11 protein-coding genes are annotated in these 21,497 nt (G+C 49.9%); 9 read left to right on the top strand and 2 right to left on the bottom strand.

The genetic code is table 11. From position 1 onward, the window contains the following. Positions 1-1,063: 1,063 nt before the first annotated feature. Positions 1,064-4,360, bottom strand: coding sequence for an endonuclease (locus tag AC0MA3_RS19400; RefSeq protein WP_474657377.1), 3,297 nt, complete (start codon positions 4,358-4,360; stop codon positions 1,064-1,066). Between the two features lie 350 nt (positions 4,361-4,710). Then, a complete protein-coding gene (locus tag AC0MA3_RS19395; RefSeq protein ID WP_474657376.1) occupies positions 4,711-5,844 on the bottom strand; it encodes an acyl-CoA dehydrogenase family protein in 1,134 nt (377 codons plus the stop codon). Positions 5,845-6,283: 439 nt separating this feature from the next. On the opposite strand from AC0MA3_RS19395, the gene AC0MA3_RS19390 reads away from it, so the two are divergent. From AC0MA3_RS19390 to fabD, 9 genes are read left to right on the top strand one after another with little or no spacing between them, the layout of a single operon-like run. After that, a complete protein-coding gene (locus AC0MA3_RS19390) occupies positions 6,284-7,009 on the top strand; it encodes a 4'-phosphopantetheinyl transferase family protein (protein ID WP_474657375.1) in 726 nt (241 codons plus the stop codon). Then, on the top strand, positions 6,996-7,715 hold the full coding sequence (locus AC0MA3_RS19385; RefSeq protein ID WP_474657374.1) for a thioesterase II family protein: 720 nt from the start codon (positions 6,996-6,998) through the stop codon (positions 7,713-7,715). Before AC0MA3_RS19390 ends, AC0MA3_RS19385 begins: the two co-directional genes overlap by 14 nt. Further along, positions 7,712-10,282 (top strand): non-ribosomal peptide synthetase, encoded by a 2,571-nt coding sequence (locus tag AC0MA3_RS19380; RefSeq protein WP_474657373.1) that lies wholly within the window; start codon positions 7,712-7,714, stop codon positions 10,280-10,282. Before AC0MA3_RS19385 ends, AC0MA3_RS19380 begins: the two co-directional genes overlap by 4 nt. Before the next feature lie 27 nt (positions 10,283-10,309). Further along, positions 10,310-12,730 carry a type I polyketide synthase gene (locus AC0MA3_RS19375; RefSeq protein ID WP_474657372.1) on the top strand — a complete coding sequence of 807 codons (2,421 nt, stop codon included), beginning with the start codon at positions 10,310-10,312 and terminating at the stop codon, positions 12,728-12,730. Positions 12,731-12,738: 8 nt separating this feature from the next. Beyond that, on the top strand, positions 12,739-17,949 hold the full coding sequence (locus tag AC0MA3_RS19370) for an SDR family NAD(P)-dependent oxidoreductase (RefSeq protein ID WP_474657371.1): 5,211 nt from the start codon (positions 12,739-12,741) through the stop codon (positions 17,947-17,949). A 27-nt stretch (positions 17,950-17,976) separates the two neighbouring features. Then, on the top strand, positions 17,977-18,825 hold the full coding sequence (locus AC0MA3_RS19365) for a 3-hydroxyacyl-CoA dehydrogenase family protein (RefSeq protein WP_474657370.1): 849 nt from the start codon (positions 17,977-17,979) through the stop codon (positions 18,823-18,825). A 44-nt stretch (positions 18,826-18,869) separates the two neighbouring features. Next, complete coding sequence (locus AC0MA3_RS19360) at positions 18,870-19,112, top strand: acyl carrier protein (protein ID WP_474657369.1); 243 nt, start codon at positions 18,870-18,872, stop codon at positions 19,110-19,112. 29 nt (positions 19,113-19,141) lie between these two features. Further along, positions 19,142-20,218 (top strand): HAD-IIIC family phosphatase, encoded by a 1,077-nt coding sequence (locus tag AC0MA3_RS19355; protein WP_474657368.1) that lies wholly within the window; start codon positions 19,142-19,144, stop codon positions 20,216-20,218. Between the two features lie 13 nt (positions 20,219-20,231). Beyond that, on the top strand, positions 20,232-21,494 hold the full coding sequence (gene fabD, locus AC0MA3_RS19350; RefSeq protein WP_474657367.1) for an ACP S-malonyltransferase: 1,263 nt from the start codon (positions 20,232-20,234) through the stop codon (positions 21,492-21,494). Positions 21,495-21,497: the final 3 nt, after the last annotated feature.

The following is a 21,497-nucleotide window of genomic DNA, read 5'->3' as shown; positions in this document are numbered from 1 at the left end:
CTGTCCCATAAGCTATGAAACGACTACTTGGGACGGACCCAATGTATTTTAGTATGCGTTGGTTAAGGTTAATAAAGGTTAAAAGACCAAACAATTTGAATAATGGGGAACGTAGTAGTAGGTCTTTCAACGAGATGACGGATTCAATTTACCACAACAACATAGTATTAATTGGTGGCATTCTAATGCGTATGTATTGTTACAAAGGGTGAAAAATCATTCTATGGGCTCGGTAGCAGATGCATTAGCGGAGGGGCAAGATTGTTAAATGAAAGTGAAAATGTTTTTAAATCCCCCTTTTCTGATAGAAACTGTAATCGTTGCGTATCTTACTTTGCCTTGGGTTTCCATATTCATCGGAAATCTATTGAAACCCAACCCTCCGGGTCTTGAAATCAAATAATATAGAGAATTTCCATTTCGCCTAGAATATGAATCTAAGCTAGAATCACCGAAGCAACTTAAATTAACTTATTAAACTTAGCGCACTTGAAAACCTTTATGGTGATTTCAGGTGCTTTTTTGCGTCCCCATATAATTATATTAGTCTAGTAACTATTAAATTTAACAGTAAGCGTTGATTTACGCTGGAGCACAAGGTTAGCAGTAAATCGCATGGCAAAGTGGATTGTGTTCAAAAAAATTACAGCTACCAACTGCATGTAAGCTGGATGCTGGTGTACACATGCATTTAATTTTCCAAGAATTTTGCTGATACCGAAGACTCTAGGCATATGTTGTGTATTGAAACGAACCCAGAATATTACGCTCAGTGCATGGATTTATTACAACCAATTTCGGAAGTAGCTGAGCAGGTATATGTTATAAGCGGCGATGTAGCGTATGACGTACCGGAAGTGCTGAGTAATGTGTTTATCATCGCTAATGATGCCCTGAGGAAAATTAGGTTGTATCAAGATACGCGATATTTTGGTTTCCCTGTAGGCTTGTCTTTTGCTTGTCGAAGAAACCATACGAAGAAACCCAAGATCGTATATGACCTTGGGTTTCTCAGAGATCTGAAGAGCAGCCAAGGCTGCTCTTCTTTCTTTTTACCTCTCGACTATCGGTTGACGGTTACCTTAATCGTATCACTGACAGTCGCTCCTGCGGCATTAACCAGTTCTGCCCGGTATTCGTACACGCCGGGTGTACGGTTGTTGATGGCAGTCTCTGCGCTCTGCGCCTCGGGTGTACTAGCATTCAGCGGCTGTGTGTCGATTAGCAGTCCGTTCTCATACAGGCGGTACTCGGTGGCGTTAGTGCCCCACCACAGATTCATCGTCACCTTGTAGGTGCCGTCTCCATCCCAATTGTCCTGGGACAACACCGGCTTACCCGGACTCGCATCGCGGATGGTCACCGTAAGTGTATTACTTTTTGTCGTGCCGTATTTATTAGTTAACTCTGCCGTATATACATAAGTGCCGTTTGCTTTACCGTGAAATTGTGTACTGGCAGTCTGCGCAGACGGAGATACATCCTTCAGGGATTGGCTATCGATAAGAACACCGTTCTCATAGAGCTTATAGCCCGTACCGTTGTTGCCCCAAAAGAGGTTCATGCTGACGGTATAATTGCCGTCACTAAGGCCATGGGCATAGCCGCTGTTCGAGGATAACACCGGCTGGCCGGGTTTGTCCGTTGCGAGTACGGTCCCACTCGTAATCCGGAAGGAATAGCTCTTCTCTGTGGTATTGCCTGCGGCATCAGTTACGATGTACCCGATGGTATGAGACCCGGCGCCCAGCTCGGCGGCGCTTAAGCTCTGGCGTTCGGCAATCGGCTGCCCATTCAGCAGAAGCTGTTTGGAGGCAACACCCGACAGGGCATCGGTGGCAGTAAGTTCAAAGTGAAGCTGAGCTGATTCCTCCACATCTCCGACCGCATGGCCGGATTCCGTCAGCTCGGCAGCAGGCGGAGCCGAGTCAACATGGATGTTGAGCGTCTGGGCGGTTTCCACTTTATCCTTTCCCGACACCGCATGGTATGTCAGTGTATGCCGGCCGTCTTCGATTACGGCTACCGGCACGCTGTATACAGCTTCTGCCTTGTCATCCAGCGCGTAATAGATGGTAGCCGTGCCAGGATTGGCTGTAAGGGTAACTTCGACGGGGTGGTTCAGCCAGCCGGAAGCGTTAGGATTGGCCGACAGCGAAGCCGTCGTCACTGGAGCAGCATTTTCTTCAACAGCAGCGAAGTCTGCAAGGCTTCTGGGTTTGAGCTGATAGACACCTTTAAAGATCGCCGCGACACCTGTAATATTCAGCTTCTGTCCTTCTGCATAGGGGAAGCTGTCTATCGAGATGCCCGTCCGCACATCCACCCGTACATGATTGCTGGTTCCGTCCGCAGCATTAGCATCGAATTCAAATGATCCGCTTGGGGATGCGCTGATGATGTTCGTCACGGTCACGCCATCCAGCTTAATCAGCCGGCCCTGGTTGACATCGTTCACCGCTGCAACCGTAACGGGCTGTGGCAGCTCCGCTGTGCCGGTTTTCTCGATCTTTACTACCTCAGCAAGTTCCAGCTCTGTATTATATATTGCGGTGGATGCCGTTACCTTGACTGTATCACCGGCATGAAAGCCGTTCAAAGTCTGGTAGACATAGATCCCCCCGGTCTCATCCTGCAGATAGAAGGTTTGTCCGCCGAAAATGCCCGGCTCGGTCGTTACAGTCCCCTGAGTGGTAACGAGTGATCCCGCTGCTTTGGATCTGGCTTCGCTGATGGAAATGACCGCCGGAACCGGATCTTCCTCAGCCGGGAGCGGTTCTGCCGGGACATTGCCCAGCGTGACTGCTTCCGTCTTCAGGTTCGTGCCGTTCAGACGCAGGCGCAAGTTGGATGCGGCCGTGGTGCCCGGTTTTATCTGGACTGTCAAATCCTTGGAAGCATGTCCGTTCTGGTCAGCCGTCAGTATAAAGTTGCTGCTATAACCGTAGTTACTTGGCCATGTCCCGTCGCTGTTCTGAATCTTGGCGATCTGGGCGCCTCCGCTCACTTGGTAGATGCCCAACTGGAAGCCGGATACACTGGTGCCGGCTGGAAGATGATCTGCACTGACACGGATCAGGAAATTTTGCGCATTCGGCAGCACCGCCTGGTGCGTGAAGCTGTACGCCGCGCTCTCTGTAGCAGCCGGTCCGCCGTAGGAGCCCGGCTTGAAGGTGCTGGGATCATACCATTTGTAGCCTGCATTAGGTGCGGCCCAAGGCTCCGGCGTCGGTTCGGTTGACAATGCCGGCTCCTCAAACGGCAGCAGCGCCGTTGGCTGATCCAGTATCAGACCGCTCACTTGAGTAAAATCTGTATAATTTTCCTGCTCAGCGAGCCAGTTAACCGTATTCACAAGCAGCTTGGCGTCGTCCGCCTCTTTGAATCCGTCGTAGGTCGTTTTCTTGGCACCTGTGTCTTCGCGTAGATATTTCGGTGTCGCATCTTCTACAGGTGAGGAGTCGCCGATGAAGGCTGCCTTGCCGGCACCTTTCTTCGCAACTGCCACATAAGGTCCTTCCGCCACACCGCCGCCGTTGTAAACACCCTGGTCTACAGCGTTGCCCCAGGCAGTATTCGTTTCCGGCAGATAGACGATCCCCTTCGCCTGGTTAGGGTCGAGGATAGCGAGCGTGGAACCGGCATGCATCGCTACTGCCGATACTCCTGATGTGATACTGAAAGCTTGGTCAGGAGCGACAATGTGGGTCGCGTTGAGATCGCCGAGCGCATTGTAACGGAAGCGGACGCCGAACTCTTCCGCCAGCCAGTCAGAGCTGACCACACCCTGCATCGCTTCGGAACCCGCTTCTTCGGCATTCATTCCTTTGGCCGGATTATCCCAGGCCCCGCGCCGGTAGCCGTTGAAGGCTTCGTTGCCGTCCCAGCGGTTCTTGTTACGGTCCGCATTATAATGATCTCCGATGAAGAAAATGCTGCCGCCGTTCTCCACATATTCTGCCATCGCCTGTTGTTCGCTGACTTTATAAGGAGTGTTAGCTTCGGCTGCTATGAAGATGTCATAATCTGAAAGATCGCTTAAAGTAATAGGAGTGGTTTTACGCAGTTCACTTACATAGTAACCTTCCTGTGCGAGCGCATTGCCAAAGTCGGAAAAAGCGCCGTCGATGACCCAGTCGGCCGCTCCCGCGGTCTGTTCATGAGCGTTGTCGAACAGAATCTTTTGGCCAGCATGCCCGTTGGCGACTTTGGCTTCAATGAAAGGAGCAGGATTCTTTGGGCCTTCCGCGTGTACCGCCGGGGCGGCTCCGAATGTGAACAACTGCAGCGGTAAGGCTACTGCTACAACAAGTGCGCCGTTCTTCAGCTTCTTTTTCCAACCTGAGTGTTTCTCCTTCATATTCTTCCTCCTCAAGAGATCGATCAGCAGACGTCCCTAGAATGGCCCAACTGCTTGTTGTCTAATATCCTAACTCTCAAGAATCAAGAAATACACCGGTTTATGTAAACAGGCGTAAAATTATACTTTTGACCTATAAATCGTAAGGGGGGTTAGTCGAATCACGAGATTCTTTATGAAAAAAGTCACAAAAATCGTGGCGGAAATGGAGCTTAGTGTATGACAAAGCAGGGGGCGTTGGTTATTAAAAACAGCACCTCTTGAAGCATTCGCTCCGGTGTGCCCCTTCAGGTGGCCGGATGGAAGGTAAGAGGTGCTTTTTATTGAGGTAAATGGATGTTTCAAAAGGATTATATGGTTCTGAAACCGTTCAGAGAGATCAGGACTTCGTGCATCTGTGTGGTTCCTTCGATGATTTCGTTAATCTTCGCGTCACGGAAGTAGCGTTCCACGGGATAGTCTCTAATGCAGCCATTTCCTCCGTGTATCTGCACAGCATCGCCAGCAACTTTGTTTACGATAATGGAGGAAAAATACTTCGCGTTCCATGTTTCCATAATCGTGTCAGGATCGCCTATTTCCTTCAGATACCCCGCATTCAAGCATAACAGACGGGCAGCTCTGATATTTACGATCATTTCAGTAACCATCTTTTGAATAAGTTGGTTCTCCCGAAGGGGCTTGCCGAACTGTTTGCGTTTTCTTGCGTACCTGATACTAGCTTCCAGGCAGGCTTGGGCTGTTCCGACGCAGCCCCAGGCAACGGTATAACGTCCGTAATCGAGACAGGACAAGGCCACATGCGAGAGACCTGTACCAGATGCGCCGATCATCGAAGAAGCAGGAATATGGCAATCTTCGAGATGCAGCTCAGCGATCATGGTTGCCCGGGCTCCCATAAGTCCACGCATTGGCTTCACGGTGAGTCCGGGTTGGCTGCGCTCGACTAAGAATGCAGTCGGTTTGCCGTCAAGCTCAGCAATGATTGTGAAAATATTCGCAATTTGGCCCATAGTTGTCCACTTTTTGACACCGTTCAATACATATTCACCATTGACCAGAACTGCTTTGGTCTCCACGCTCTTGGCATCACTGCCGACATTGGGTTCGCTAAGGCCAAAAGCACCGATCACTTCTCCAGAGGCTAGCTTAGGAAGCCAGTAAGAGCGCTGCTCATCAGTTCCCCATCTCAGAATTCCGAGTGCAACCATCCCATGAACAGTCAACAGGCTTCGCACAGAGGCGCAGCCCCTTCCGATTTCTTCGTTCAACAGTCCCAGACTAACCAAGTCCATCCCCATGCCACCATAGTCCCTTGGAATCATGGAGCCCAGATAGCCGGAGGATTTGAGCGCATCTAGAACATGCTCATCAAGCTTTTCTTCCTCATCATGCTTCTGTGCATACGGCATGACTTCACGGTCGCTAAAATCTTTGAAAGCCTGCTGGTACTCTAACTGTTCAAGAGAAAGTCTAAAATCCATCGTCGCACATCCTTCATTTTTTTCGTTGTCCCACGAATTATCTCCCAATACATTATATAGTTATAGTCCAAAAAGATTTAATTGGAAAGGGTGTAAATTGTCGAAAAATAAAATAGATATTATTACTAAAGGAAATGAATGTTATTTCATAGAATAGACATTCTTTTTCCAAAATTTATGAAAATATAACTACCGATTTGATCGTGCGTTGATACAGAAATAGCACATGTGAATGAAATAATGTCAGAAATACTCTCACGAGATAGAATTATAAGGAATTAAAAGGGATATAAAGGGTTAAAAAGGGAGAAAATGTCGTTATTTGTTGGAATAATTTAGTAGACACTCTAAAAAATATGATTTAGAATGGGCATGTCTTTGGAGTAAAAATATAGAAAAATTGATTTATAGATTTTGGTGATTTTAAGGAGTTGAGAAAATGGTCCGGATTTTCAGCGTCAAAATTCCCAAAGCCTCCACTGTGAATGTTCAGGAAGTGATGAATCTTTTGTCGGAAGAACGGAGACAGAGGACACTTCGGTTCCGGAGAAAAGAAGACCGCATCCGCAGCGTACTCGCGGAAGCTCTGATTCGCACACTGCTGATCAGGGAGTACCGCTTGGATAACCGTTCTCTCCGATTCGCTGTTAACCGTTACGGGAAGCCTTATCTTGCCGATTTGCCAGACTGTCAATTCAATCTCTCCCATGCGGGAGACTACGTACTTTGCGCTATTGACCAGAAGCCGCTAGGCATTGATGTGGAAGAGATCAAACCTATAGATCTGTCCATTGCCAGCCGCTTCTTTACCCCCGGTGAGAATCAAGAGATTCAGAGGATGCCAGAGGACAGACGCTTGGATCATTTCTATCAACTGTGGACCGCCAAGGAGAGTTACATTAAGTTCAAGGGGACCGGGTTGTCCATGCCACTCAATTCTTTTTCCCTGCATATTTCCGCTGAACGCATAGAGCTTGTTGAACAGGACGGCTCTCCGGTAGCCCAGGTGGAATGCTACTTCAAGTCATTTCATCTTTCCGCTAACTATAAAGTCACACTCTGCTCAGAAAGTCCCCATTATCCGAAGGAGATTCAGAACATAGATTGCCAGGAATTGCTCAGAGAGTTCAGAGAAAGGTCAGGAGAGAGTTATGCAACCTATTAAGCTGCTGTGTCTTCCTTATGCGGGAGGCTCTGCTATGGTCTTCAGTAAGTGGCGGACCTTTATTCATCCTTCCATTGAACTGCTGCCGGTTGAACTGGCGGGGAGGGGAAGCCGGTTCAAGGAAGCCTTGTACACTGATTTTGATACTGCTGTTGAGGATATCTATGAGCAAATTAAGGATGAGATCGCAGAGGGACCCTATGCCCTGTTCGGACACAGCATGGGCAGTTGGCTGGCTTACGAAGTGTATCATGCGATCCGGCGCAGGGGCGGGGAGCTGCCGCTACATCTTTTTGTATCGGGCAGACAAGCACCTCAATTGGAATCGGAAACGGAATACTCCTCAATGGATGACAGCAATTTTATTGGGGCATTGAGAGATTATGGGGGGACCTCCGAGGATGTGCTGGATAATCCCGATGTTCTAAAGGTATTTCTGCCCATTCTAAAAAGCGATTTTCAAATCACAGAGAATTATAAATATCACCAGAATCAGGCTTCTGTAACCTGCGGGCTGACGGTATTGACGGGAAGAAACGACAACCATATTCGCTTCAGGGACTTGTTGCCATGGAAAGAGCTGGGTAATGCGTCTTCTCATATCTATGAGATGAGAGGAGGGCATTTTTTCATTACCGAGTACCCGGAAGAAGTGTCAAAGCTGATTAATCAGATTCTATTAAGCTGTTTGGAGGGATCGCATTGAACGGCAATACGCTTACTGAAGCTTTTATCAATAATTCGGTGCTGGATCATGTGGGAGTAACCTTCATTGAGTCCTCACAGGATGAGAATTTTATTTCGTATCGGGAACTGTACGGCAAATCGCTCCTTCTTCTGGGTTACCTGCAGGAGCTTGGTATCCGGCCTGGTGAAGAGATGCTATTCCAGATTGAGGATAATCTCCACTTCCTTTCACTGTTCTGGGCTTGTATTTTGGGAGGGATTATTCCCGTTCCTTGTTCCCTGGGCACCACAGAGGATTACCGGCTTAAGCTGACGCATATTTGGAACAGTCTCTCTTCTCCCCATCTTGTTGTAGAACGCCGGATCTCCGGGAAGCTGGAAGGCTTCCTTCAACTGAATCCGTTCATGGAGGACAGACTGATTTGGCTGGAAGACGCACTGCAGGCAGACATTCACCATAATACCGGTGTAATCCATGAAGTCCGGGAGCAGGACATCGCTTTTATTCAATTTTCCTCCGGCTCCACAGGGGCACCAAAAGGGGTAACGCTAACTCATGGCAATCTCGTCGCCAATGTTAGTGGGATTATTCACAAAGCTGCTATTACCGAAAAGGACTCGTATTTAAGCTGGATGCCCCTAACGCATGATATGGGACTGATAGGAATGTATTTAGCTCCGATGTACCGGCAAATTAACAGCTATCTGATTCCGACGGATATATTCGCCCGCCGGCCGATGATTTGGCTGGACAAGGTAAATAAGCACCGCGTCACCCGGACCGCTTCTCCCAATTTCGGGTATAAGCTGCTAATGACGGCTTTTAAGCCGAGAAATGCGACAGACTGGGATTTGTCCTGCATTCGTACCATTTTTAATGGAGCTGAACCGATTGCCCCTAATTTATGCCATCGATTTATGGATCTGCTTGAGAACTACGGCCTGAAGCGGACGTCTGTATTTCCGGTCTATGGACTGGCGGAAGCCAGCGTTGGTGTTTCATTTCCTCCACCTGACACCGAGCTTGTAACCGTAACTGTGGACCGACGGTTCCTTGCAGTCGGCGAGAAAGTCAGATTCATTCCAGAAGGAGAGGCCGGCATGCATGCGCTGGCACTGGTGGAGTTAGGATCCGCCCTGAACGACTGCGAAATCCGGATAAGCTCGGATTCGGCAGCAAGTCTTCCGGAGTCGAGCATAGGATACATTCAGATCAGAGGCAAGAATGTTACCGGGGGGTACTACAATAACCCGGCCGCAACTGCGAAGCTGATTACCGGAGACGGATGGGTGAATACCGGGGATCTGGGATTTCTGCAGGGCGGCAATCTAGTGGTTACTGGCCGGGCTAAAGATATTATTTTTGTGAATGGACGGAATGCTTATCCCCATGATATCGAACGGATCGCCGAAGACACGGAAGGGGTGGAACTGGGCAAGGTTGCCGTAGCCGGCCTGTATGATGAAGTGCTTGAAAGAGACATGATTCTGGTCTTTATCCAATACAAAAAGCCATTGGCGGTCTTTGCTGGATTAGCGGCTGAGGTGAGCCGCCAGATTAACCGACGTATGGCGATTGATGTGGACAAGGTCATCCCGGTCAAAATGATTCCGAAGACAACCAGCGGTAAAGTACAGCGATATGTTCTTGGAGAGTCTTACAAGCAGGGGGAGTACAGCGAAATCATCCGTGATCTAGCCCCTCTTCTGGAGCAGGAGCATCACAACAAAGAAATCGTTCTGCCACAGACGGATATTGAAATTCGTCTCTCCGAAATCTGGCAGGACACGCTTGGACTAGCCCAGGTTGGCATTTACGACCATTTTTTTGAGATTGGCGGGAACTCTATGCTGCTCTTGCAGATGATAGAGGACATTGAAGCCGAGTATCCCGGCGTAGTAAGCATCACCGATCCCTTCGCCTATCCCACCATTCATGATCTGGCCCAGTATATTATGAAGTCCGAGGCTTCCCGGAAGCCTGCCGCACTTGAGCTTCCCGGTCTGTATATGGCTGATACCGGGATGTATTCTGCCGGGGTCAAGCGCTGTGTGCTTAGATATGGGTTAACCGGAATTCAGTCGGAGCATCTGCGGCAGGCAGCCCTTGGACTGAACGCCGGAGTAGACGAACTGCTGCTTGGAATATATATGATTCTTTTATCTCAGGTGGCCCCTGATTCGCTTCAAATTGAACTGCACGCCCAATTGCTGCGGAACAAAGCGGAAGGGATTACCCTTGCCCACTCTGAATTGAGGGACCTGACCATTGCGCTGCAGGCGATTCAGCTTCTGCGGAGGCGGGAGCTTCCGTCCTTCCGGCTAACCGATATGTTTAACCGGCAGCAGGTGCAATCAAGGCTCTTTGTGTCACCGCTCTTCCTGAACAGGGAAACTGGCGAATCAACAGATGACTTGCTGAAAGGGTATGACCTGATTGTTGAAGTGGGCAGTTTGGCAGCAGGAATGGAGATTGCGTTTATTTTTAATGAAAGACTACTGAACAAAGAGGAAATCCGTATTGTCTTTGCCAACTACATCCACATGCTTGAACATGCGGCAGAACTATCCATTATTCACGGTTGATCAAGCGGAAGAAGGAGGGAATGAGCAATGGAACCAAAGACGATGAAGCTTCCTGCATTTAACCGTAATCTGCTGAAGGACACCCCCATATTGGAGGAGAAGGACAGCGGGGAGATCGCGGTAATCGGCATGTCACTCCGGATGCCTGGTGCAGACAACCCGGAGCAATTCTGGCAGATGCTGCGAAGCGGCGTAGACAGTACAGGACCTTTTCCTGAGCAGAGACAGGAATTGGGAGACCGATATCTTCGGCTTACCAAACGCCAGGAGGGGCCATATCGATATATGGATGGGGGTTATTTGGACAGCATTGCCGAATTTGATCCCCGCTTCTTCAAGCTTTCGGAAATAGAGGCCCGGATGATGTCACCCGAACAGCGTATCTTTCTGGAATGCGCCTATGAAGCTATTGAGGATTCAGGCTGCAGCAGAAAGAAGCTGAGAGGAAGCAGAACCGGTGTATATGTGGGGCATGTCGGTTATATGGGAGAGACGAAATATTTACAGATGGTCTCCGAAACGGCGGATACACTGGCCAAACCCTTGGGAGTGCCCGGTAATCTGGATTCAATCTCAGCTAGCCGCATCTCATATTTACTCGATCTGCATGGGCCTGCAATGCTGATAGATACGGCCTGCTCCTCATCATTGGTGGCCGTTCATCTGGCGGTAAATGCCATACGCTCAGGAGATTGCGAGATGGCACTTGCAGGCGGAATTCGTCTGAATCTAACCCCGCTGGATGTAAAGGAAGCAAAAGTTGGGATGGAATCATCGGATGGGATCACCCGAACCTTCGACGGACAGGCTGACGGAGCCGCTTCCTCGGAAGGGGTAGCCTGTGTGCTGCTGAAGCCGCTTAGGGCTGCTGTGCAGGACAAAGACCCGATTTATGCAGTGATTAAGGGGAGCGCAGTCAATCAGGATGGCAGTTCAATCGGCATCACCGCCCCGAATGGTAAAGCCCAGACGGATGTAGTGCTGCGTGCCTGGGATTCGGCTGGTATTGATCCAAGGAGTCTCTCACTTATAGAGGCGCATGGGACTGGAACCAGGCTTGGAGATCCTATCGAGGTGGATGGTCTGCAGAAGGCCTTTGAGAAATTTACAGACCATAAGCAGTTTTGTGCGATAGGTTCGCTGAAATCGAATCTTGGACATTGTTATCAGACTGCCGGCATTGCCGGGCTTATTAAGACTTGCTTGGCCCTACAGCACCAGGAAATTCCTCCAACTCTTCATTTCAAGCGTCCGCATCCGCATATTCCGTTCATCCGAACGGCCCTGTATGTGAACAACAGGCTGAGACGCTGGCCGGAGGGAGATGCACCCCGCCGGGCTGCCATAAGCGCCTTCGGCTTCAGCGGCACCAACTGCCATGTTGTCCTTGAGGAAGCCCCGCGCCAAGCGGCAAGCAATCCGGCACTTCGCTGGCGCAAAGAAATATTTACTTTGTCCGCTGCCCATCCGGCTTCGCTAAGAGGCATGGCTTTGCGATATGAAGCCTTTTTGGCAGAGCATGCCAATGAATCACTTACAGATATATGCTGGACTGTGAATACAGGCCGGGATCATCATGCCTGCCGGTTGGCTATAGTGTGCAGCAGCGTAGCTGACTTAAGGTCCCAACTGGCGGCCTACGCCAAGGAGCCTGAAGCCTGGACACTGCTATCTGATGGCAGTGCAGAGTCGGCGCTGGCTGAAATGTATCTGCAGGGAGGCGAGCCGAATTGGGATGAGCTGTACCCTGTAGGGAGTGTCAATCGCCTTCATTTGCCTGCCTATTTCTTCAATAGGCAGTCGTACTGGGTGGAGCTTCCTTCTGAAGAGTTGCTGCCCATGCCTACAACCAAGACGAAGGTATTGGCCCCGGAAGCAAGGGAGAACACACCTGAGCCTGTAGCTGTAACTGTAGACGGCAAAGACATCGAGAATGTACTCCTGAACATTTACCGGACAGGAATGGGCAAGCCTGATATCGGGCTGAATGACAACTTTTTTGAGGCCGGCGGGAATTCGATTTTATTGAATACGATCTATGCCCGTCTCCAGCAGGCCTTCCCCGGTAAGTTGAAGATGACCGATCTTTTTGTGTACACGACCATTTCGAGGCTGGCGCGGTTCCTTGCCGGTTCCAGCGAGTCCCTCCCGCAAGCTGGGCCAGGAGCGGATGCGAAGCCTGTTCTGAAACGGGAAGAGCTGATGCAGTATGCTGAGGCGGCAACCGCTCCTGCGCCTTTCCGCAAGCCTAGAGAATCCGTTGCCCGCAGCTTGGCCAGAGGCAAGCAGATTCTGGCACAGTCCGGCAAGGAGCTGCAGGCACACGGTGACCATTCTGGGCATCTACCGAAAGCGTCCGATGAAACAGAAACGCTAGAAGATCTGGTTGCAGGATTCGCCAATGGAACATTAGTGATAGAGGATGCCATCAAGCAGTTGAGAAGGTAGGGGACGTAATGGAAGCCTTATTAAGGTTAATTCTGAACAGTGCCAAGGATGGAGCAATGAGCCGCGAATTGGCTGCCAGCCTGCTGCAAATGATTCAGGACGGCGGCAATAATCATGGGGAGTTAGCCTCCAAGGATATTGCGATCATAGGTGTCGCTGCCCAGTTTCCGGGTGCTGACAGCGTGGAGGAATTCTGGGCGAATCTTGAAGCGGGAGTAGACGCTACACGGAAGTTTCCGGAAGCACGTACGCAGGACATGGTCAGATATCTTCATTATACGGACTATCCTGAAGATCAGATCGGCTTCGCCGAGGGTTCGTTTCTGGAGAATATCGACGGATTTGATTATAAATTTTTCCGCATGTCCCCGAAGGAGGCCAGCTTGATGGACCCGGCAATGCGTCTGTTCCTGCAGACCTCCTGGCATGTGCTGGAGAATGCGGGATATGGAGGGCAAGCGCTGGCTGGCACCCAAACCGGGGTCTATGTTGGATACGCCGGAACGATAAAGGACAATTACCAGAAGATGATTCTTGATGTCGAGCCTATGAGTGTCCCTCTGTCTGTGGCGTCCAATCTGCCGGCAATGATTCCCTCAAGAATCGCCTACTATTTGAACCTGCGGGGTCCAACTATGGTTGTGGATACCGCCTGTTCCTCTGGGTTGGTTACGGTACATTTGGCCTGTCAGGGGATTCTGAATGGCGACTGCGATACAGCCATTGCCGGTGCGGTCAAGCTTCATCTGCTCCCTCTTCTGGGCGAAGAATATAAATCAGGCATAGAATCTTCCGACTTCCGCACGCGGACATTTACCGATTCAACCGACGGAGCGGGCTTCGGTGAGGGAACGGCTGCTGTTCTGCTTAAACCCCTGTCCGCCGCGCTGCGGGATGGGGATACGATTCATGCGGTAATTAAGGGCTCAGCTATTAATAATGACGGAGCCTCGAATGGCATTACTGCTCCGAATCCTGAAGCGCATACCCAGTTAATGGTTCAGGCTTGGGAGAAATCAGGTATTTCGCCCGAGTCCCTGTCTTACATTGAAACCCACGGAACAGGTACGCGCCTGGGAGACCCCATTGAACTTGAAGGCATTGAGAAAGCATTCCGCAAGTACACGGAACGCAAGCAATTCTGTGCGATCAGTTCGGTAAAGCCTAACATCGGACATCTATACGAAGCGGCCGGCATGGCTAATTTAATTAAAGCCGTTATGGCGCTGAGAAACAGACGCTTGCCGAAGACACTCCATTTCACAACACCGAACCGTTACATCCCTTTTCTGGATTCTCCAGTATATGTGAACACCCGGAGCCGCTACTGGGAGCAGGGTGATACGCCGCGCAGATGCGGGGTGACTTCACTGGGATTGAGCGGCACCAATGCGCATGTTGTGCTGGAGGAGCCCCCGGTGTATCCGGCGCAAGTTCATGCGGCTGCAGGAAATAAACCTATGCTGTTCACGCTGTCTGCCAAAAGTCAGGAAGCGCTGGAGACACTCGTTTCTTCATATATTGATTTTCTGGAAGAGAACCAGCCCGTTCTGGAGGATCTGTGCTTCACTGCAAGTTGCGGCCGGGGGCACTTTGATTACAGACTCGCGGTGTTTGCCCATTCAACTGCAGACATTCTTGATGGATTGTATAGACTGACGGAAGGTGAGCCGCTTGCCGAACTTCAAGAGCAAGGCATATCTTACGGCTGTTGCCGCGTTATCACTGCCGGAAGAACAGTGGCACCCGGAGAAATAACCGAGGAGGAGCAGCAGGCCGTCAGCCAAGAGAGTGAAGAACTTCTGGATGAGCTGCATCGAGGCGGCAGCAGAACAGCCGTGCTTCTCAAGCTTGCCCGTTGTTATACTTCCGGGGCTGTGGTGTCGTGGGACCGTTGGTATGAAGGTGTAAATTCCAAGCGGATGGAACTACCCCTGTATCCATTCGACAATTACCGCTGCTGGTTGGAGGCAGGCGGTAAGACTGCAGGGGGGAAGCAGGAGCAAACGCAGCAGCCAAAATCGTTATTTTACCGGCTTGAATGGCGGGAGAATCCGTTAAGCACAGCTACAGCGGGAATTCGGACGGATACTGGAAGTGTTGTGATTGTTGGTGGAGGGGATTGTGAAAGGTCTGCCTCCTTAGCCCAAGCATTCAGACAACAGGGCAGAGTGGTCTACGAAATGGACTTCGGTCCGTTCTCGAAACAACAGGAGTTTCGTTATATCGCGGCCCCAACAGAAGCTGCAATCGGGAGCTTTTTTGAAACGCTGTGTTCCAATCCGCCTAGCCTGGTGGTCCATATGTCTACATTAACAGGAGCAGCGGTACCGGCAGCTTCCTTAGGAGAGCTGGACGCAGCTTATGCGCGCGGTGCTTCCAGTGCATATCTAATTGCCAAGACTATTGCCCGCCTGGGCTGGGAGCCGGTGGATTATTTGTTGGTGTCACGGCTTGCACAAGCTGTAGACGGCTCCGAACCGGAGATCATTCCAGAGAATGCTTCATTATATGGAGTGGGCAAGGTAATTGCCAGGGAGTTGCCGCAAATCCATTGTCTATGTCTGGACTTGGACGACAGCTCCGGGATAGAACAGATTATGGCGGAACTGGGTTATATCCAGGATGGAGGGTTTATTGCTTATCGCAGGGGCAAGAGATATGGCGAGTATTTACGTACTCTTTCTGTTCAAGAATCCCCAGAACGGCCTTTGGAATTGAAAGAGAAGGGTGTATATATTATCGCCGGAGGACTCGGTGGTATCGGACTCGAGATTGCCAAAGCCATGACGGCCGAACAGCGGGTGAAGCTGGCTTTTATCGGCCGTTCATCGCTGCCTGAGCGGGAACGATGGAACGAAATCCTCGATGAGGGCCGAGAGGCCAAGGTCTGTGCGCGTCTTGAAGGGATCCGGTTGCTGGAAGCGCAAGGAGCTTCGGTGGAATACTTCGCGGCAGAATTGCAGGATGAGCAGGCAATGACTCAGATAGTGAACGGACTACGGGAGCGTTACGGCCGAATCAACGGAGTTATCCATAGTGCCGGAATTCCCGGGATGGAGCTGATTATCGGCAAATCAGAGGAAGAGTTCAATCAGATCAGTGCGCCTAAGGTAGCTGGTACCTGGCTCCTTGATCATCTGACAGCCGGAGATGCTCTTGATTTCATGATTCTGTTCTCGTCTGTATCGACATATTTCAGTGCCCCGGGCCAGGTTGATTATGTGGCGGCTAATGCCTATATGGACAGTTATGCAGCCCACCGGAGCCTAAAGGGAAAGCGGACAATGGCAATAAATTGGTCTACCTGGAAGGAGACAGGGATGGCCTGCGATACGGGATTTACTGCGGACACCCTCGTTAAAGCGTTGCCTACGAAGCAGGGAGTCAATGCTTTCCGGCAAGTATTCCATACCGGACTCGAACAGGTCGCTGTATTTGAATTCAATCCGTCTATGATACATCTGCTGCGGCTCTTCCCCTATCAATGGGATGAGCAGATTAGCGCTATCTTGCACCCGGATGGGGCCGCTGAAGATAAAGCTGTGCGCGGTGTGAAGGAAGCTGTACCCATCCGTCTTGTGGGCCGGGAAGATGGCCGGTATACAGAGATGGAGCAGACGGTTGGCCAGATTTGGGGGGATACGCTGGGCTTCACCGTCCTGAACATACACGACAATTATTATGAATTGGGCGGGGATTCCGTACTAGGTATCCGCATCATGAACAATCTCAATAAGCGGCTCGGCATCCTGCTAAGTGTGAATGAACTGTTCTTGCATCCCATGATTTCCGGGCTTGCTTCATTCCTTGAAGAAGCAAAGGCTGCCGGGGAAGTAGCTGCCAAGTGGAGCTATCCGCCAATTATTCCGGCCCCGCTCATGGAGCAGTACCCGGTTTCTTTTACACAGAAGCGAATGTTTGTGGTGGACCGCATGGAGGGACATAACACACACTATAATATTACCCGCTTTCTGGATATAGAGGGTCCGCTCGATATTCAGCGGCTGGAAGAGACGTTTCAGGCCTTGATCCACAGGCATGAAGCGCTGCGTACCTCATTTCAATTGTCGCCGGATGGACCCGTGCAGATCATTCATCCAACCGTAGCACCTGAAATGGGCTATGAGGAAACAACAGAGGACAGGGTGGAAGCCCTTGTCAGTGATTTCATCCGTCCCTTTGATCTGAGCGAAGCACCGCTCTTGAGAATAAAGATACTGAAGTTTAGTCCGCTCAAGCACCTGCTGCTGTTCGATATGCATCATATTATTACCGACGGTGTTTCGATGGATATTCTTATCCGTGACCTGGTAGCTTGCTACGAGCGGCAGCCTCTTGAGGAGTTGAAGGTGCAGTATAAGGATTATGCGCTTTGGCAAAATGAACTGGCAAAGGGCAGTCTGATCGCCGAACAATCCGCTTATTGGTCCAATGTCTTCAAAGGTGGGATTCCGGTGCTTGAGCTGCCGCTGGATTATGAACGTCCAGATAGCAAGCGGCTTGAGGGAAGGCTGCTCCGGTTTTATCTGGAAGAAGATCAGGTGAAAGACATCAAACGCTTGGCGGTAGACTCCGACACCACGCTGTTTATGGTGCTGCTGGCTGCTTTTAATATCTTGCTCTACAGGTACTCAGGTCAGGAAGACATTGTTATTGGCTCTCCTATTCTGGGCAGGCCCAGCAGTGATCTGGAAGCGGTAGTAGGCGCATTTATCAACACCTTGCCGATGCGCAATTATCCTCAACCGCACAAGAGACTGCAAGATTTTCTTAAGGAAGTCCGCCAGACTGCACTGGAAGCGTACAGCCACTCTGATATTCCTTTTGATGAGATTGTGGATGTGCTTAAGGTAAAGCGTGACCCTTCCAGAAATCCGCTTTTTGATGTTTGTTTTATTTTTCACAATGTAGGCAAGAGCATCATTCAAACCTCGGATTTAATCCTGACGCTAAATGATGATATTCCTACCTACGTTTCTAAATTTGATATCACACTTGAGGTAGAGGAGGTTAAGGGAAAACTGAAATGCAGTTTCGAATATGCCTCGAAATTATTTAGCGAAGCAACAATCAGCCGGATGAAGGAGGATTATGTCGGTCTCCTGGAATCCATGCGGCTGAACAGTAACGGGAGAATTGATGAACTGGAGCTGAAAAGCGGCCGCCAGATGATATCGAGCTTCGGTGAGGAGCTTCATGTCGATTTTGATTTTTAACTTAGGATTCGAGAGGGGAAAGGGAATATGAAGCGTATCGGCGTTGTGGGTGCAGGTGTAATGGGGATCGGGGTATCGCAAAGTCTAGCTCAGTCCGGGTATTCAGTGCTGCTGATGGACATCAACAAGGATATTTTGGATAAGGCTAAAGAAGAAATTTACAAAAATGTCCGGTTTCAGAGCTTTTATTCCCAGGGAGGAGATCATTTCGATCCGGATGAAGTACTCAGCAGAATTGAGACAAGTACAGATTTGCACATTATGCACGATGCAGATTTTGTGATTGAAAATGCTACGGAAAAATGGGAGATCAAGAAAGAGATTTATCCGGCACTAGACGCGATCTGCCCGGAATCCACGGTGTTTGCTGTAAATACATCCTGTATTTCGATTACCCGCATCGGCTCGCTGACCCAAAGGGCAGACCGGATCCTGGGCATCCATTTCATGAACCCGGTCCCCCTTATACCGACGGTTGAGGCGATCCGTGGAACATACACTTCTGAGGCTACGATTGATAACGCTAAGCAACTGCTGGCCAGCATGAACAAAAAATGTGTGGTTGTGAACGATATGCCCGGCTTTGTATCCAACCGCGTGTTAATGCTGACTATTAATGAAGCTATTTGGCTGGTTCAGGACCAGGTGGCATTGCCGGAAGAGGTTGATACGATTTTCAAAGAATGTTTTGGACATAAAAGCGGTCCTTTGGAAACGGGGGATCTGATCGGACTGGATACGATCCTGTACTCCGTTGAAGCGTTATACGATGCGTATCAAGATCCGAAGTTCCGGTCCTGCCCGCTTCTCAGAAAAATGGTAGATGCCGGGAAGCTTGGACGCAAATCGGGGCAAGGGTTCTATAATTATTCCTAATTGTTAATCTATTCCCAAAAAAATAAGCGAAGGTGGAATTATTCATGAATGAAATCAAAGCTAGTGTTCGCCAGTTTCTGTCCCGTTATATAAAGAATGTTACGCTGGAGGATCATGACGATATTTTTGCATCCGGCTTTGTGAATTCGCTGTTTGCCATGCAGCTGGTTATGTTCCTGGAATCGCAGTTCAAAATCCGTATTCAGAATAATGATATGAATTTTGATAATTTCCGGACTATTGATGCTATCGCCGAGCTGGTGGATCGTTTGGTGCCAGTGCAATAAAACCTAAACCACGGAGAGAAGGAATTCAATTGGAAGCGACTCAAGCGCAATCGGTCAACCGGCCGGGCCACAAGGAGACAGAAGCCAAGGTGAAATGCCTGGTCTGGGATTTGGATCATACGATGTGGAATGGAGTGTTACTTGAAGACGGGGAAGTAGAGCTTAGGGAAAATGTGCTTCAAGTGGTCCGAACGCTTGACGAACGGGGGATTCTCCAATCCATCGCCAGCAAAAATGACCATGAGCATGCCATGACTGTTCTGAAACAGCTTGGGATTGATGAGTATTTCTTGTACCCGCAGATCCACTGGAGCTCCAAATCCTCATCGATCCGCAAGATTGCTGAGCTGATTAATATCGGACTGGATACGATTGCTTTCGTTGATGATCAGGCCTTTGAAAGAGAGGAAGTCGAATTTGAGCTGCCTCAGGTCCGCTGCATTTCTGCCGATGATATTGAGAATTTGCTGGAAAGAGCGGATATGACCCCCCTCTTTTTGACGGAAGATTCGAAGCTGCGCCGTAAAATGTATATGACGGATATCATCCGCAAGGAGGTAGAAGATCAGTTCCAGGGTCCGCAGGAGGAGTTCCTGGCAACCTTGGGTATGCGGTTCACTATTTCCCGTGTGGGGGCCGATGATTTGAAGCGAGCGGAGGAATTAACCGTACGGACCCATCAGTTGAATACAACAGGCTACACCTATTCCTATGACGAATTGGATGCCTTCTCACGTTCAGACCGGCATCTTCTATTCATTTCGGGGTTGGAGGATAAGTACGGGCAATACGGTAAAATCGGACTGACCCTTGTAGAGTGCGGGGAAGAGGAATGGACCTTGAAGCTGCTGCTTATGTCTTGCCGGGTGATGTCGCGCGGGGTGGGTAGCATAATGTTAAATTATGTAATGCAGGAGGCCAAGAAGGCTAACCGTAAGCTACGCGCTGAGTTTGTGGCCAACCAGCGCAACCGGATGATGTATGTGACTTACCGTTTTGCCGGATTTGAGGAAGTTGAAGTCAACGGTGAGGTAACTATATTGAGGAATAACCTCGATAATGTTCAGCCCTTCCCCGACTATGTGAACGTAAGAGTAATGGATTAGGGGGAAGCGTTATATGGAAAAAATCGCATTATTATTTCCTGGACAAGGCTCGCAATATATCGGGATGGGCAAGAGTCTACACGAGGAATATGCCATTGCTAGGCAAACCTTTGAAGAGGCTAATGATGTACTTGGGTTCGATCTGTCAGCTCTGTGCTTTGATGGCAGCTATAGTGACCTGGGTAAGTCCGGGATTGTTCAGCCGGCAATGCTGACGGCCAGCATTAGTGCTTACCGGGTCTATATGCAGGAGGTTGGCATAGAACCGGAATTCTCCGCCGGACACAGTCTGGGTGAGTATGCCGCGCTTACGGCTGGCGGAGCTATAAGCTTTGCAGATGCGCTTAGACTGGTCAGACAACGCGGCGAACTGACTCAATTGTTGATCGACCGTGGAGAAGGGGCTATGAGCATCATTGACAGCATCTCTATGGAAGATCTGGAGCAAGTGTGTCTGGAAATTTCCCCTTACGGAGATGAGCTATCCATCAGTTGCCGGAACGCTCCAAAGCAAGCGGCTATCTCGGGCCAAGCCTCTGCAGTGGCGGCTGCGGAGGAACGAATCGGCCAAAGCGGAGGGGTAGCAACACCATTATTCATGAGTGCTCCCTTTCACAGCCCTATGATGGCGGAAGTCGCCATGAAATTGAAAGAAACGCTGCAGTCCATTCCATATTATCCGCTCCGCTGGCCGGTCATTTCTAATGTTACGGGACGGCCTTACCCAAGTCATAGTTCCATTGCGGAAATGCTAGCACTGCAATTGATTCAGCCGGTGCAGTGGCAAGCGACGATGCAATACTTGAAGCGGTTTGGGGTGACAACGACGATTGAGCTAGGACCGAAGAATGTACTCAGTGCATTGGTTGAAGAGAATGTCAGCGGCACCCGGGCTTACAGCTTCGATCAGCGTATGGATCGCCAGCAGCTCATCGGGAGCTTGAATGCGATGGAGGAGCTCAAAAAGCATAATCCAACCTTTCTGGGACGTTGCCTGGCTATTGCTGCAGCAACTCCCAATGCTAATGATAATCAGGAGGCTTACCGGCAAGGGGTTCTGGAATCTTACCAGCGGTTGGAACAAATGCAGGAGCAGACGGAGCGCTCGGGGGTTCCTCTGAGCTATGAACAGATGCGGACGGCTCTGGATCTGCTGTTGACTATCCTTAGAACCAAACGCATCTCCGAAGAGGAGCAACAGGAATGGGTCCATCTTATTCGTGAAGAGACTCAAACCTACTATACGCTGGCGGATTACTCTGTCGCACTGGCTTGAGAG

The organism is Paenibacillus sp. LS-5 (assembly GCF_056121505.1).
The sequence above is the reverse complement of the archived record's forward strand: the minus strand, read 5'-3'. Positions and strand labels throughout refer to the sequence as shown.

What these genes read in the sequence shown, in the direction of transcription:
- AC0MA3_RS19400 (WP_474657377.1), bottom strand. Translation starts at nt 4,360, where the DNA reads ATGAAGGAGAAACACTCAGGTTGGAAAAAGAAGCTGAAGAACGGCGCA.
- AC0MA3_RS19395 (WP_474657376.1), bottom strand. Translation starts at nt 5,844, where the DNA reads ATGGATTTTAGACTTTCTCTTGAACAGTTAGAGTACCAGCAGGCTTTC.
- AC0MA3_RS19390 (WP_474657375.1), top strand. Translation starts at nt 6,284, where the DNA reads ATGGTCCGGATTTTCAGCGTCAAAATTCCCAAAGCCTCCACTGTGAAT.
- AC0MA3_RS19385 (WP_474657374.1), top strand. Translation starts at nt 6,996, where the DNA reads ATGCAACCTATTAAGCTGCTGTGTCTTCCTTATGCGGGAGGCTCTGCT.
- AC0MA3_RS19375 (WP_474657372.1), top strand. Translation starts at nt 10,310, where the DNA reads ATGGAACCAAAGACGATGAAGCTTCCTGCATTTAACCGTAATCTGCTG.
- AC0MA3_RS19370 (WP_474657371.1), top strand. Translation starts at nt 12,739, where the DNA reads ATGGAAGCCTTATTAAGGTTAATTCTGAACAGTGCCAAGGATGGAGCA.
- AC0MA3_RS19365 (WP_474657370.1), top strand. Translation starts at nt 17,977, where the DNA reads ATGAAGCGTATCGGCGTTGTGGGTGCAGGTGTAATGGGGATCGGGGTA.
- AC0MA3_RS19360 (WP_474657369.1), top strand. Translation starts at nt 18,870, where the DNA reads ATGAATGAAATCAAAGCTAGTGTTCGCCAGTTTCTGTCCCGTTATATA.
- fabD (WP_474657367.1), top strand. Translation starts at nt 20,232, where the DNA reads ATGGAAAAAATCGCATTATTATTTCCTGGACAAGGCTCGCAATATATC.